Annotated in this window: 12 protein-coding genes; 5 read left to right on the top strand and 7 right to left on the bottom strand. The window is 63.7% G+C overall.

Annotated elements, in window-relative coordinates; genetic code table 11:
- Window positions 1-10 precede the first annotated feature (10 nt).
- A complete protein-coding gene (locus tag AQZ49_RS10335; protein ID WP_067615214.1) occupies window positions 11-937 on the top strand; it encodes an SDR family NAD(P)-dependent oxidoreductase in 927 nt (308 codons plus the stop codon).
- A gap of 3 nt (window positions 938-940) precedes the next feature.
- A complete protein-coding gene (locus AQZ49_RS10330; protein ID WP_067615212.1) occupies window positions 941-1,861 on the top strand; it encodes an SDR family NAD(P)-dependent oxidoreductase in 921 nt (306 codons plus the stop codon).
- Window positions 1,862-1,891: 30 nt separating this feature from the next.
- On the opposite strand, the gene AQZ49_RS10325 is transcribed toward AQZ49_RS10330, so the two are convergent.
- Window positions 1,892-2,770 carry a methylenetetrahydrofolate reductase gene (locus tag AQZ49_RS10325; protein WP_067615210.1) on the bottom strand — a complete coding sequence of 293 codons (879 nt, stop codon included), beginning with the start codon at window positions 2,768-2,770 and terminating at the stop codon, window positions 1,892-1,894.
- Between the two features lie 3 nt (window positions 2,771-2,773).
- Window positions 2,774-4,174 (bottom strand): vanillate/3-O-methylgallate O-demethylase, encoded by a 1,401-nt coding sequence (locus AQZ49_RS10320; protein WP_067615208.1) that lies wholly within the window; start codon window positions 4,172-4,174, stop codon window positions 2,774-2,776.
- Window positions 4,175-4,307: 133 nt separating this feature from the next.
- Here AQZ49_RS10320 and purU point away from each other — a divergent pair, with 133 nt between their 5' ends.
- Entirely contained in the window at window positions 4,308-5,177 is an 870-nt protein-coding gene (purU, locus tag AQZ49_RS10315; protein ID WP_067615207.1) for a formyltetrahydrofolate deformylase, read from the top strand.
- A gap of 34 nt (window positions 5,178-5,211) precedes the next feature.
- Here the strand turns inward: purU and AQZ49_RS10310 are convergent, their stop codons facing one another.
- The 5 genes from AQZ49_RS10310 to AQZ49_RS10290 all read right to left on the bottom strand — a co-directional run bounded on the left by AQZ49_RS10310 (window position 5,212) and on the right by AQZ49_RS10290 (window position 9,960).
- Entirely contained in the window at window positions 5,212-5,934 is a 723-nt protein-coding gene (locus AQZ49_RS10310) for an alpha/beta fold hydrolase (protein ID WP_067615206.1), read from the bottom strand.
- A 9-nt stretch (window positions 5,935-5,943) separates the two neighbouring features.
- Window positions 5,944-6,705 carry a glutathione S-transferase family protein gene (locus AQZ49_RS10305; protein WP_067615204.1) on the bottom strand — a complete coding sequence of 254 codons (762 nt, stop codon included), beginning with the start codon at window positions 6,703-6,705 and terminating at the stop codon, window positions 5,944-5,946.
- A gap of 13 nt (window positions 6,706-6,718) precedes the next feature.
- Complete coding sequence (locus AQZ49_RS10300) at window positions 6,719-7,477, bottom strand: SDR family NAD(P)-dependent oxidoreductase (protein ID WP_231739174.1); 759 nt, start codon at window positions 7,475-7,477, stop codon at window positions 6,719-6,721.
- A gap of 4 nt (window positions 7,478-7,481) precedes the next feature.
- On the bottom strand, window positions 7,482-8,354 hold the full coding sequence (locus AQZ49_RS10295) for an amidohydrolase family protein (RefSeq protein ID WP_082701709.1): 873 nt from the start codon (window positions 8,352-8,354) through the stop codon (window positions 7,482-7,484).
- 79 nt (window positions 8,355-8,433) lie between these two features.
- Complete coding sequence (locus AQZ49_RS10290) at window positions 8,434-9,960, bottom strand: aldehyde dehydrogenase family protein (protein ID WP_067615200.1); 1,527 nt, start codon at window positions 9,958-9,960, stop codon at window positions 8,434-8,436.
- 342 nt (window positions 9,961-10,302) lie between these two features.
- On the opposite strand from AQZ49_RS10290, the gene AQZ49_RS10285 reads away from it, so the two are divergent.
- Window positions 10,303-12,825, top strand: a complete 2,523-nt coding sequence (locus tag AQZ49_RS10285) for a TonB-dependent receptor (protein ID WP_231739173.1) — start codon at window positions 10,303-10,305, stop codon at window positions 12,823-12,825.
- Between the two features lie 74 nt (window positions 12,826-12,899).
- On the top strand, window positions 12,900-14,375 hold the full coding sequence (locus AQZ49_RS10280; RefSeq protein WP_067615196.1) for an aldehyde dehydrogenase: 1,476 nt from the start codon (window positions 12,900-12,902) through the stop codon (window positions 14,373-14,375).
- Window positions 14,376-14,399: the final 24 nt, after the last annotated feature.

The raw sequence follows: 14,399 nt of genomic DNA, 5'->3' as shown, positions 1-14,399 counted from the left end.
GGAGCGGGAAATGCAGGATCTGATAGGGAAAACCGCGTTTATTACGGGCGGCGCCAGCGGCATCGGGCTGGGCATAGCCAAAGCGGTGCTGGGCGCCGGGATGAACGTGGTGATTGCCGACATTCGCGACGATCATCTCGAATCGGCACGCGCCGAACTGGGCGATGATGCGCACGTGCTGGCGCTGCGGCTCGATGTCACCGACCGCGCCGATTTTGCCCGCGCCGCCGATGCGGCAGAGGCGCGCTTTGGCAAAATCCACTTGCTGGTCAACAACGCCGGGGTGGCGGTGGTCGGCCCCACCGACATTGCCACCCATGCCGACTGGGACTGGGTGATCGGGGTCAATCTGGGCGGTGCGATCAATGGCGTGGTGGAAATCCTGCCGCGTATCCTGGCGCATGGCGAAGGCGGGCACGTGGTCAACACCGCCTCGATGTCGGCGCTGGTACCGGTCGGCGGCACGACAATCTATTCGACGTCAAAGGCGGCGGTGGTCGGCATGATCGAATGCATGCGGCCAGAACTGGAACCGCGCGGGGTGATCTGTTCGGCGTTTTGCCCCGGCGCGGTGCAATCGAACATTGCCGAGGCGGGCCAGACCCGGCCCGCCACGCTGGCACAGACCGGCTATGCCGAGGCGGACAAGCGTCGCCAGGCCGGCGGCAATCTGTTCCACCTCTACCAGACCAAGGAACAAGTCGGCGCGCGCGTGCTGCAGGGCATTCTCAACGACGAATTGTATATCCTGACACACAGCGAATTTCTGACCGGGGTGCGCGAACGCGGCGAAGCCACGACTGCTGCGGTGCAGACGCAACTGCCCGAAAACCCCGAATACAAGGCGACCTTCGACCGCCTGTTCCGCAACCCCGCAATCACCGACGAGATCGCCCGCCAGAACCGCCTGCGCGCCGCGCAAATCCAGGGAGCCTGAGCCATGAAGAATTTTGCCGGGCGCACCGCCTTTGTCACTGGGGGCGCCAACGGGGTGGGCATCGGGCTGGTGCGCCAGTTGCTCAATGAAGGGTGCAAGGTCGCCATCGCCGACATCCGCCGCGATGCGATCGACCGCGCGTTGCAGACACTCGACAACCGCGAGGTGATGGGGGTCGAACTCGATGTTTCCAGCCGCGACGGATTTCGCGCCGCCGCCGACGAAGTCGAGGCGCGGTTCGGCCCTGTGTCGATCCTGTGCAACAACGCCGGGGTCAACTTGTTCCAGCCGATCGAGGAAAGCAGCTATGACGACTGGGACTGGCTGCTCGGCGTCAACCTGCACGGGGTGATCAACGGGGTGATGACGTTTGTTCCGCGCATGGTCGAACGAGTGAAGGCGGGCACGCTACAGGGCGGCCATGTCGTCAACACCGCATCGATGGCGGCCTTTCTCGCCGCCGGTACGCCCGGCATCTACAACACCACCAAGTTTGCGGTGCGCGGCCTGTCGGAATCGCTGCACTATTCGCTGCTGCAATATGGCATTGGCGTATCGGTGCTGTGTCCCGGGCTGGTCAAAAGCTATATCTATGCCAGCGACGATATCCGCCCCGACGGACTGAAGGCCGGCGCGCGCCCGGTCAACAAGGAGGCGGTCGAGCGCCTGGCCGGTGTCCACGAATTCGGCATGGAGCCCGACGTGATCGGCGCCCGCGTGATCGAGGCGATGCGTGCCAACCGGCTGCACATCTTTTCCCACCCGGACCACAAGGCCGAACTGCGCGGCATCTTTGACGAGATCATCGCCGAATATCAGGACTATCCCAAAGACCCGGGGTTCGACCAGCGCGTCGCATTCGAAGCGTTCCGCGAAAAGAGCTTTGCCGACGCCCGCGCCAGATCCCGCGCCGCCGATTTCTGACGCCCAATCCTCCCCGGAAACGGGGAGGATTCAGGGCGTTGTGTGGCGGCGTTCGTAATCGGCAATCCATTCGACCGTCTTGCGCAAGCCGCCGAACGGATAGAAATGCAACCGCACGCGGCCATGTTGCGGCCCCAGCCCCGCAGCAAAGGCATCGACCAGCTTGTCGGGCCCCGCGCTGCCCAGCAGGTTGGTGACCGAAATGCCGTATTTCTTCAAGACGCTGGTCGAGGCGCCCACGCCGCAGCGCGCAGCAAACGACAACAGCCGCTTGATCCCCGCCGGGCCAGGCACACCGATCCGCACCGGCGCATCGATCCCGCGCGCGCGCAATTCGACCAGCCAGGCCAGAAAGGCATCGGGATCAAACCCGAACTGCGTGACCACCAGCGGCGCCATGCCGCGTGCGGCAATGTCGGCCGCCTTGCGCGTCAACACGTCCCAGCATTGTTCGACGGACATGTTGGGATGGCCTTCGGGATGGCCGCCAACGCCGATCGCGGTGATCCCGGCGCGCTCGAACGCGCCGGTCGCCAGCAAGGCCATGGTGTCGAAATAGGGCCCTTGCGGTTCGGGCGGATCACCCGCCACGATGAAGCAACGGCGGACCCCCGCCTCGCGCACGACGGCATGCAGATAGCCCTCGAAATCATCTTCCGAGGTGATCCGCCGTGCCGAAAAATGCGGCATCGGCTCCAGCCCAAGTTCGCGCACCGCAACCGTTGCGGCAATGCGCGCGCTGGCCTCTTCACCGGGCAGGAATGTCACCGCGATCGGTGTTTCGGGCGGGATCAGCGGCGCCGCCTCGTGCAGCGAAGCCTTGTCCTTGGCGGTCATCTCCAGCGAATAGCCTTCGGTGATCGTCGTTGGAGCCCTGTCCCAATTGGGGTGGATCTGGGGGATCGCCATCGTTCAGCGCCCGGTGCGCCAGCCTTCGGCATAGGCCTCGCGCGCCACCCGGCTATAGGGCACGGGGCTGACGATCGCGCGCACTTCGATCTGTTTGTGCGGTTCGACCGTGGTCTTGCGCGTGCCGCCGTTTTCTTCGCCCCACACCACGCGCACTTCGGTGCCGAAGGGGATTTCATGATCGACCGTGGCGAGCGAAAGCCCCGATTTCTCGTTGTAGGAATAGCCGGTGAACATCGACAGACCTACCGTCTTGCCGCCGGCATCGACCACGCGGTCGTAATTCGACGAGGCATAGTTGGCCAGGGGCACGTCGAAGAACTTGTACTGGTCGCCATCGGGGTTGAACAGCGAGGCCCAGATTTTCGCCAGATCCTCGGGGTTCCAGGCCAGCGTCACTTTCTTGCGCTGTTGCGCCGGATCGATTTTTTCCAGCGCCTCGCGGCCATGGAAATCATGGTCGAACTTGACGAACGGGCCATAACCCAGCTCCCACGGGTTGAGGTAATAGTCCTCGATATTGTTCGACACGAACGAACCGCCGATCGAACCGGTCGCCTCATAGCTGTCGACCCCCAGCCATTCGCGGAAACCCTTCAGCTTTTCGCCGGTGTAGATCGCCGGCAGTGGCGAGGGAATCCACCCGGATTCGAGCGTGTTCGACGGATAGGCGCGACTGCCGCAGGCGATCAGGCCGAATTCCTTGCCCGCCTCCAGAATGGCGGCGCGGATCTCTTCCTGTTCTTCATAGGGGCCCCAGATTTCCAGCCCCGGTGCGCCCGACATGCCGTGGCGCAGCGTGCGCACCGAACGGCCTGCGATATTCATCGTCGACATGTTGAAGAACTTGAGCTGTTCCAGCGGTTTGCCGTGCAGCTTTTCGATCACGTTCCACGCCTGCGGGCCCTGGATCTGGAACCGCCATTCCTTGCGATGCGCCGGTTTGCCCATCAGCCGCATGGGCGAGCGATCATCGAGCTCGATCTCGACATCATAGCCGCCGGTCGCCCCGTGATAACGCAGCCAGTTCGACGCGGGCGCGCGACCGACATAGGTGAACGATTCCGCCTCTTCCCAAAAGATGATGCCGTCGCCGATGACATGGCCATAAGGCGTGGTCGGCACATATTGCTTGGCCTTGTTGACCGTCCAGCCCTTCGACGAATTGATCATCGTGTCGGACAGCAGCTTTGCCGCATCCTTGCCCCGGATATAGAGGTTCACCATGTGGTGCGACTGGTCAAACAACACCGCGCTGTGCTGCCACGCCCATTGTTCGGACCGCCAGTTGGAAAATTCGGGCGCTACCACCGGGTAGACATAGGCACCAAGCTGCGAATTGCGCAGCATGTCGACGATGCTGCTCTGCTGCGCCAGCAGCTGGTCCAGATTCGTGGCAGACACGGTATTCCCCTCCAAACGTTTATCGCCAAGGCATTGCCAATTGTATGCAACACATACTATGAATTGGTTGCCATGCAAATGAAAAGTGGTCAGGCAAACGCCGCACCATCGGCCGTGAGGAGAGATGCACAAAATGTCCCTGATTTCCGCCCCAGAGCACCTGATCCTGTCGCTGTCCTGCCGCGACACCCCTGGCATTACCGCAGCGGTGACCGGCTATCTGGCTGGCGCCGGGGCCAATATCGTCGAGGCCAAACAGTTCAACGACGAAATCGAGGGCACGTTCTTCATGCGCGTCGAATTCGACCCGCGCGGCGCCAAAGTGGAAGAGATAAGTCAGGGATTTGAACCCCTTGCTGCGCAACATGCGATGCATTGGGCGCTGCGCGAAAAGGCCGCGCGGCGCAAGGTCGTGCTGCTCGTCAGCAAGTTCGACCACTGCCTGGGCGACTTGCTCTATCGCAACCGCATCGGCGAATTGAACATGGACGTGGTGGCGATCATCGGCAATCACCCGCGCGAGGCGCTGGCGATCACGTTGCTCAGCGATATCCCCTATTACCACTTCCCGATCACCCGCGACACCAAGCCGCAGCAGGAAGCGCAGATCCGCGAAGTGATCACAGCGACCGGCGCCGATCTGGTGGTGCTGGCGCGCTATATGCAGATCCTGTCGGACGAGATGGCGGTGTTCCTGTCGGGCCGTTGCATCAATATCCACCACTCGTTCCTGCCCGGTTTCAAGGGCGCCAAGCCTTATCACCAGGCGCATGCGCGCGGGGTCAAGATGATCGGCGCGACAGCGCACTATGTCACCGCCGATCTCGACGAAGGGCCGATCATCCACCAGGATGTCGAGGCGATCACCCATGCCCACCGCCCCGACGATCTGGTGCGCAAGGGCCGCGACATCGAACGCCGCGTGCTGGCCGAAGCGGTCCGCCTGCATCTCGAAGACCGTGTGCTGGTCAACGGATCGCGCACTGTGGTGTTCCGCGACTGATCCACCCATCCTCCCCGCCCCGGCGGGGAGGATCCTACACCAGGGCCAGCAGCATCGCCGCAAGCGCCTCGGGGCGCGACAGGTACGGGCTGTGGTCGGCCCACAGGGTCTCGACGCGCGCGCCGGGCACCAGATGCTGCATCCGGCGCTGGCTGGCGATCGGGATGGTGCGGTCGTCGGTGCATTCGATATAGACGCGCGGCACCCGGCCAAACCGGTCCGGGCTCAGCCGCAGCGGTTGCGCGCGCGGTCCGTGCGGTTCATCGACCAGCCGCGCCATAGCGCCTGCCACCAGGTCGGGCGGCGACAGTTGTGCAAACACCGCTGCCGGATCGGCACCGGTGATGCGCGTGCCATGCCCGCCCGGCGTGCGCGAAATCAGCGCGTCGAACGGCGGATTGGGTCCTTCGTCCTGTTTGAAGTGCGCGCGCGACATGCCATCGGGCAGCATCATCGCACAGATATAGACCAGCGTGCCGATGGCATCGGGCGCCAGTTCGGCGGCCTGGCTGATCACCAGGCCGCCCCGGCTGTGCCCGGCCAGAATGACCGGATGCTGCGGCGCGTTGCGACACAGATCGGCGGCAAATTGCGCCCACCCGTCAAGCGTGACCGCCGCCAGCGCCGCTTCATCACCGCCCATGCCGGGCAGATCGGGCGCCATCACCGCATGGCCCGCCGCTTCGAGCAGCGGGCGCACCTGGTCAAAGCACCATCCGCCGTGCCACGACCCATGAATCAGGACAAATGTCGCCATATCCGTGGTTTACCGCACGTGCCCGGTCCAGGTGCGCAAGGCCGGATTGGTATGGTCGGGCATCTCCAGCGCCGCGCGCACGCCGGGCCGCGCGGTCATCCGTTCGCGCCAGTCGATCAGCCGCGGATAGTTTGCCGCCACTTCGAGCTCGGGAAACATGCGTTCGACCATCATCCCGCACATGGCGTAGAAATTGGCGTCGGCAGTGGTGAACATGGCACCTGCCAGCCACGCGTTGTCGGCCAGGTGCGCCTCGATCTTGGCACAGGCATAGACGATCTTGTCGGTCGCATGCGCCAGATCGGCCTCGGAAAAGCCCGAACGCGCGGTCTGCCATTTGCGGCGTTGATCGGGCAGCGGGATGCGTTCGACCAGCTTTTCGAATTCGCCGCTTTCGATCCCGCGTGCGATCACGCCGACCATGCGATGCCACCCGTGCATCGAAACATAGTTCATCACGTGTTCGTCGACGAACTTGTTCCAGTACCGCATGCGCGCCTTGCCCACCGCATCGGCGGGGCGCAGCGGCACATCGGGAAACACGTCTTCGAGATATTCGTTGATCACGGTGGTCTGGGTGATCACCGCCCCGTCATGCACCAGCACCGGCACCTGGCCTTCGGGATTGATCGCCACGAACCAGTCGCAATGCTGTTCGAACTTGTGCAGATCGACATAGACGCTGTCGAACGCCAGCCCCTTTTCCTTGAGGCAGATCATCGATTTCAGCGAATTGGCCGCCGGTTCGGCGTGGTAATAGACCAGGCTCATTGTCACTCTCCCGTTATCCCGGCATCAGTGTGCCGAGTATTCCGCCATCGACGGCAATCGTCTGGGCGGTGATATGGCTGGCCGCATCCGACAGCAGAAAGGCGACCAGTTCGGCCGCTTCGTGCGCGCTGCCGACGCGGCCCTGCGGCACTTTGGCGCCCAGCCGCGCGCGGATCGCGGCGGGATCATCGCCCAACTGGTGCAGCATCGGCGTGTCGATAAATCCGGGCAGCAGGCAATTGACCCGCACCCCCGCCCCGGCGCCCTCTGCCGCGGCGGCCAGCGCCAGCCCGACCAGGCCGTGTTTCGATGCCACATAGGCCGCGTTCATCGCCATGCCGCGCACACTGGCCAGGCTGCCGGTGACCACCACGCTGCCGCGCGCGCGCTCGATCATGGCGGGCAATACAGCGCGCAGCAGGCAGAACACCGAGGTCAGATTGGTCGCCAGCACCGCTTCGAACACCGCATCGGGGCATTCACCGATCGGGCCGAACCTGCCCCCGGTGCCCGCGTTGGCAAACACCAGGTCGATCGGCCCGAAGGTGGATTGTGCCGCATCGAGCGCGGCGTCCTGCGCGGCGGCATCGGCCACATCGGCGGCGAAAGTCGCCACCATGCCGCTTAACGCAGCCCGCGCCAGATCCAGCTTTGCCCGGTCGCGCGCGATGATCGACACGCGCGCCCCGCGCGATGCCAGCACTTGCGCGGTGGCCAGACCGATCCCGGTCGACCCGCCGGTCACCAGGGCATGGGCGCCTGCAAAATCCACTGGCTCAGGCCAGCCCCAGCACGCGCACCGCATTGTCCTTCATGATCAGCGGCAGAACATCGTCGCGGAACCCCACCTGCTTTGCCGCGGAAATCCATTTGGCCGGGTGGATCAGCGGAAAATCGCTGCCGAACAGCATCTTGTGCTTCAACTGGGTGTTGGCGTACTGGATGATCTGCGGCGCGAAATACTTTGGGCTCCACCCCGACAGATCGATGAACACGTTGTCCTTGTGCAGCGCCATCGACAGGCTTTCATCGACCCATGGCCAGCTCGGATGGGCCAGGATGATCTTCATGTCGGGAAAATCGACCGCGACATCGTCGACCAGCATCGGCTGACCATATTTCAGCCGCACCCCGCCACCGCCGCGCATCCCGGTGCCCATGCCCGAATGGCCGGTGTGGAAGATCGCGGGCAGCTTGTAGTGGTTGATCACTTCATAAATGGGATAGCCCATCTGATCGGCCGGCAGGCAATTTTGCATGATGTGGTGAAACTTGAACCCGCGCACGCCATGGTTTTCGATCAGGTCGCGCGCCTCGCGCGCGCCCAGCTTGCCCTTGTGCGGATCGACCGAGGCAAACGGGATGCACACATCGTCATTGCGGTTGGCGATTTCAGCCACTTCATAGTTCGACACGCGTTTGGCGCCGATGCCGCTTTCGCAATCGACCGTGAACATGCAGAACGCGATCTGCTGTTCGCGGTAGATTTCGATGATCTCGGGCATTTTCGGGCGTTCGCGAGGCGCCTTGAAATAGGCGCTGGCAGCGTCGAAGAACTGGCCCATCACCGGGTCTTCGGGATCGTGGCACGACACTTCGGCGTGAACGTGCACGTCGATGGCGGAAATGCGGGACAGATCGATCGGCATCACAAACACTCCAAAGGGGGGGCAACGCGCCACTGTCCCTCTTGCGCGCGCGGGCGGCAAGCCCGCGCGCACCGCCCGCTCACAACTGGATGATCACCGTCTTGGTTTCGAGATAGGCTTCGATCCCTGCGCGGCCCTGTTCGCGACCCAGCCCCGATTGCTTGTACCCGCCGAACGGCAGCGCGGTGTCGATCATGGCATGGCAATTGCCCCACACCGTGCCCGCCTTGATGCGCGAGGCGAGCCGGTGCATCGCCGTCAGGTCGCGCGTCCACACCCCCGCACCCAGCCCGAAACAGGTGTCGTTGGCCATCCTGGCCACTTCATCGAGATCCTCGAACCGCTGTGCCACTACCACCGGGCCGAAGATTTCCTCGCGCACCACGCTCATTTGCGGGTTCACATTGGCCAGGATGGTCGGATTGACGTAATAGCCGCCGTCGCTGGCCGGGACATCGCCGCCGATCACCACGCTGGCGCCATCACGCTTGCCCGCCGCGATATAGCCCATCACCCGGTCGTGTTGTTCCTTGCTGACCAGCGGGCCGGTGTGTCCGGCGGGATCGAGCGAGGGGCGCGGCGCCCAGAACGGCGCGGTGGCGGCCATCCCTTCAAGCACGTCGTCGAACACCGACTTGTGCGCAAACAGCCGCGATCCGGCAATGCACACTTGCCCCGAATTGAAGAAGATCGCCCCGGCCACGCCCGGCGCCACTTGCGCGACATCGACATCGGGCATCACCACCACCGGCGATTTTCCGCCCAGTTCCAGCGTTACGCGCTTCAAGGTATCGGTGGCGGCGCGGTTGATCACTTTGCCGATCTCGGTCGAGCCGGTGAACGCGATCTTGTCGACATCGGGATGTTTGACCAGATGGTCGCCCGACACATGACCATGCCCGGTGATGACATTGATCACGCCCGCCGGGAACCCGGCCTCGACCACCAGATCGGCCAGCCGCAGCGCGGTGATCGAGGTCTGCTCGGCAGGTTTGAGCACCAGCGTGCACCCGGCCGCCAGCGCGGGCGCGATTTTCAGCGTGGCCATCAGCAGCGGAAAGTTCCACGGCACGATCTGCCCGCACACACCGACCGGTTCGCGCACGGTATAGCTGAACACGGTCCCGGCAGGCAGCGTGTAGGGCGCGGTGGTTTCGCCCGCGACTTTGCTGGCCCAGCCCGCCATGAAACGCAACTGGCTGATCGCCCCGGGAATGTCGACCGCGCCAGCCATGCTCTTGGGCTTGCCATTGTCGATCGCTTCCAGCTCGGCAAATTCTTCGGCATGGGCTTCTATCAGATCGGCCAGCCGGTTGATGATCCGTTCACGCGCCATCGGCGGCAGGCCCGACCAGCGCCCATCGTCAAACGCGGCGCGCGCGGCGGCCACCGCCCGATCGACATCGGCGGGCGCGGCATCGACAATGTGCGAGACGATCTTGCCGTTCGACGGATCTTCCACCGCGATCACCGACCCTCGCGTCGAATCGACCCACTGGTTGTTGATGAACAGTTGCGGTTTTCGCGCCAGCGCCTTTGCCGCAGCGGGCGAATAGGCGGGCTGCACATAGCTGATCGGGGCGTTGATCGGGGCGATGTCGTTCATCGGTCATCCTCTGTTTACGGGGCTGTCCCACGCGACGGCTGCGCGAGGCCTCTTTTGTAGGCAAGACATACAAAATCTGTGTCGGCTTGCAACCGCAAATGCATGTCGACCAGCGATTGGCGCGTCACCCCCGATTCGGCGCGAAAGACCCCGACACAGCCTGCACGATTGCGGCAAGACCACTGCCACATTCTATCATATGTGATCTTTTTACAGCATCGGGGCTTGCAAAACAGCGCCTTGCGACATGCCCTCTTGCCAAGGTTCTTTTCGTATGTACTACCTACAAAAAGCAGGTGTCCTGAACAGCAAGAGACGCCGCAAAGGAGAGGGATTAGGGACATGAAAGCTGAAAGGATGTCGCGCGCGCCGGGCAATCGTATGCTGCGCAGCAAACGGTCGTTGGCCGGGGCGTCGTGGCTGGGTCTGGCGCTCGGCGTTGTGGTTGCGGGCACGGCCCATGCCGATGCCCCTGCCCAACCTGCGCCCGACAGCGCTCCCAAAGTCGAAGAAATCATCGTCACCGCGCAGTTCCATACGCAAAAGCTGCAGGATACGCCGATCGCGATCACCGCGCTGAGCGGGGCAAACCTCGAAGACCGCAGCGCGGGCAATCTTTCGGCCATTTCCGACAGCGCACCCAGCGTCGTGCTGCGCCCGGCCTCGGCGGCATTCGGGGATTCGATCACCGCCTCGATCCGCGGGCTGGGCCAGGGCGATTTCGACCCGGCGATGGAACCGGGCGTGGGCATCTATATTGATGATGTCTATTTCCCGCGCCTGACCGGCGCCAATCTCGACCTGATGGATGTCGACCGGGTGGAAGTGCTGCGCGGGCCGCAGGGCACGCTGACCGGCAAGAATTCCGAAGGCGGCGCGATCAAGTTCTATTCGAAACAGCCTTCAGGCGATACCGACGGCTTTATCACCGCGACCTATGGCAGCCGCAACCGCATCAATCTGGCGGCGAGCGCCGATTTCAAGGTGACCGACACGCTGTTCGGCCGCATTTCGGGCGCGTTCGCCAGCCAGGACGGCTATGTCAATGTCTATGACTATGGCTGCAAAAATCCCGGCAGCGGCGTCGCATCGACCGTCGGCGGATCGAACTGCCTGAAATACAAGGAAGGCGATGTCGGCTATCAGGCGGTACGCGGCATCCTGCGGTTCAAGCCGGATGACAAACTCGATGCCACGCTGAGCGGCGACTATACCCATGATCAGCACCACAATGCCGCGCAAGTGCTGCTCTATGCCAACAATCCCAACCCCAACGTGGCGGCAGCACCGGGCGTGCCGTTCGACAGCCGGTTCATCTGCGGCGCGTTCTGCAACTATGACGTGACCGGCGCGCCGGCCGCCAGCTTTGTGGCGGGCGACATTCCCGCGCTGCAGGGCATGCCGTTCCAGGCCACATCGGGGTCCGAGCTGACGACCTACACCAGTTGGGGGGTGTCGGGCAAAGTGCTCTACAACCTGACCGACACGGTCAAGATCACCTCGATCAGTTCCTACCGCGCATTCGAAGACAAGTTCAGCGTCGACAGCTCGCTGTCGCCCGCGCCGATCGGGTTTGGCAACAACGACATCACCGACTGGTCATGGAGCCAGGAACTGCGCGTGAATGCCAAACTGAACGACATGATCAACGTGACCGGTGGCGGCTATATTTCGGATGAAAAGGCGGTCTATTACACGCTGCAGGATATCCGCTATGTCGCGGTCGGCGTGTCGGGGCCGATCTGCGCCGCAATCGGCGGCGTCAACACGCCGACTTGCCCGGTCTATCCGCTGCAATTCATCGGCAACGACCCGATCCAGACCAAATCGAAGGGCGTCTATGGCGATATCGAGATCAAGCCGATCGACAACCTGACCATCAACGGCGGCTTGCGCTATACCAACGATTACAAGAGCTACACTTTCGTGCGGCTCAACCTCGACGGCGTGACCCCGTCGACGTTCCTGGGCGCGCTCAACGGCTATACCGCGCCGCCGTTCAACGGCAACCGGGTCGATTACCGCTTTGCCGTCGACTACCGGTTCAGCCCCGAAGTGATGGCTTATGCCTCGGTCGCCTCTGGCTACAAGGCGGGTGGCGACGGGCCGCGTCCGTTCAACCCGGCACAGGCGATCGCGTTCGGGTCGGAATCGGTGGTCAACTATGAGCTGGGCACCAAGACCGACTTGTTCGACCGCAAGCTGCGGCTGAACCTCGACGTGTTCTATCTCGACTTCAAGAACGCGCAGTTGACGCTGCTGTCGTGCCCGCAATATGGCGGCCCTGGCCCTTGTGCGCTGCCGCAGAATGCCGGGAACGCGCATTCCAAGGGCGTCGAAGCCGAAGTCACATTGCGCCCGGTGGCGGGTTTCGTGATCGACAGTTCGCTGTCCTATCAGGACTGGCACTGGACTTGCGTCAATCCGCAAGTCGTCGGGCTGGCCGAAGGCCCATGCAGCAACGATCCTTCGGTCACCAGCCTGATCAACCAGCAACCGCCCGGCTTTGAAAAGTGGAAATGGAATGTCGGCGCGCAATACGATGCCGAACTGGCCCAGTACGGATCGCTGACCCCGCGCGTCGATGTCAGCTATCAGGGCAGCCAGATCGGCAATGTCGCCGCACCGGCCCCCGGTTCGCCCTCGGCGATCTATGGCCAGCTCGACGCCTATACGCTGACCAACGCGCGGCTGACCTGGCGCAGCGCAAAGCGGGACCTGTCGGTCGCACTGGCGGTGACCAACGTGTTCAACAAGTACTATTACACATCGAAGTTCGACCTGACCGGTGCGGGCGCCGGGGTGATCGCCGGTTCGCCGGGCCGTCCGCGCGAATGGGCCATCACTGTCAAAAAGACGTTCTGATCCGTGCCGCCGGGCAATGGGGATGGCTTGGCGCCTCCCATTGCCCGGCCCTTTTGCAACAGGACATTCCGACGATGACGCTTCTGCCCACCGGCGTATCGATCGCCCATCCCGAACGGATTTATATCGGCGGCCAATGGGTGCCAGCGCATAGCGGGCGGCTGATCGAGCTGGTTTCGCCCGACACAGAACACGTGGTGGCGCGGGTGGCAGAGGCCGACGAGGCCGATATGGATGCGGCAGTGACGGCCGCCCGCGCGGCATTCGACCATGGCCCGTGGAGCCACACGCCGCCCGTCGAGCGCGTTGCCGCGTTTCGGCGGATGATCGACCATCTCGAACCACGCGTGCCCGAACTGGCGCGGGCGTGGAGCGCGCAGATGGGGGGCCTCGCCAGCTTTGCCGGGCCGATGCACGCCGGCAGCGTAATGGCGCTGCGCCAGATCGCCGGTTTTGCCGAACGCTTTGCCTTTGTCGAACAGCGCCCCAGCATGGCCGCCGCCTGCGCGCTGGTGGTGCACGAACCGGTCGGCGTGGTTGCCGCGATCGCGCCGTGGAACGGCCCGTTCGGGATCATGGCCAACAAAGTCGCCTATGCGCTGTTGACCGGGTGCACGGTGATCATGAAGCCCTCGCCCGAAACCCCGCTGGAGGCCTATCTGATCGCCGAGGCGGCGGAGGCGGCGGGCCTGCCCCCCGGTGTGGTCAATCTGGTGCCCGCACACCGCGAAGCCAGCGACCATCTGGTGTGCAACCCGGGTGTCGATAAAGTCAGCTTCACCGGATCGACCCTGGCGGGCAAACGCATCGCCACGGTCTGCGCCGGGCGGATGGCGCGCTGCACGCTGGAACTCGGCGGCAAATCGGCGGCGATCGTGCGCGACGATTTTGCCATTGCCGATGCCGCACGGCTGTTGACCGGCACGATCACGATGATGAGCGGGCAAGTCTGCGCGATGCTGAGCCGGGTGATCGTGCCGCGCCACCGCCATGACGAACTGGCCGCCGCGATTGCCGAACAGATGCGCGGCGTGCACATCGGACACAGCGACGATCCCGCCGCGCAACTCGGCCCGCTGGCGATGAAGCGCCAGTTGGAGCGCGTCGAAGGCTATATCGAACAGGGCCGCAAAGAGGCCGATCTGGTGACCGGCGGGGGGCGCCCGGCGCATCTCAACCGGGGCTATTTCATCGAACCGACGCTGTTTGCCCATGTCGACAACGCCAGCGCGATTGCACAGGAAGAAATCTTTGGCCCGGTGCTGTGCCTGATCCCCGCCGACGACGAAGACGACGCAGTGCGCATCGCCAATGACAGCACTTATGGCCTTAACGGATCGGTGCTGACCCACGATGCCGACGCCGCCTGGCGCATCGGCCGGCGCGTGCGCACCGGCGGCTTTGGCCAGAACGGGCTGCGCATGGATTTCGGCCTGCCGTTCGGCGGCTTCAAGCAATCGGGCATCGGCCGCGAAGGCGGGCCCGAAGGCCTGCTGCCCTATCTCGAAATGAAGACCATGCTGCTCGATGCGGTGCCCGCAGGATTGTGATTGCCATGCCCGCATAGCCCCTCC

Source organism: Novosphingobium sp. FSW06-99 (genome assembly GCF_001519065.1).
Lineage (GTDB): Bacteria > Pseudomonadota > Alphaproteobacteria > Sphingomonadales > Sphingomonadaceae > Novosphingobium.
This window is presented reverse-complemented; position numbering and strand designations above follow the sequence as displayed.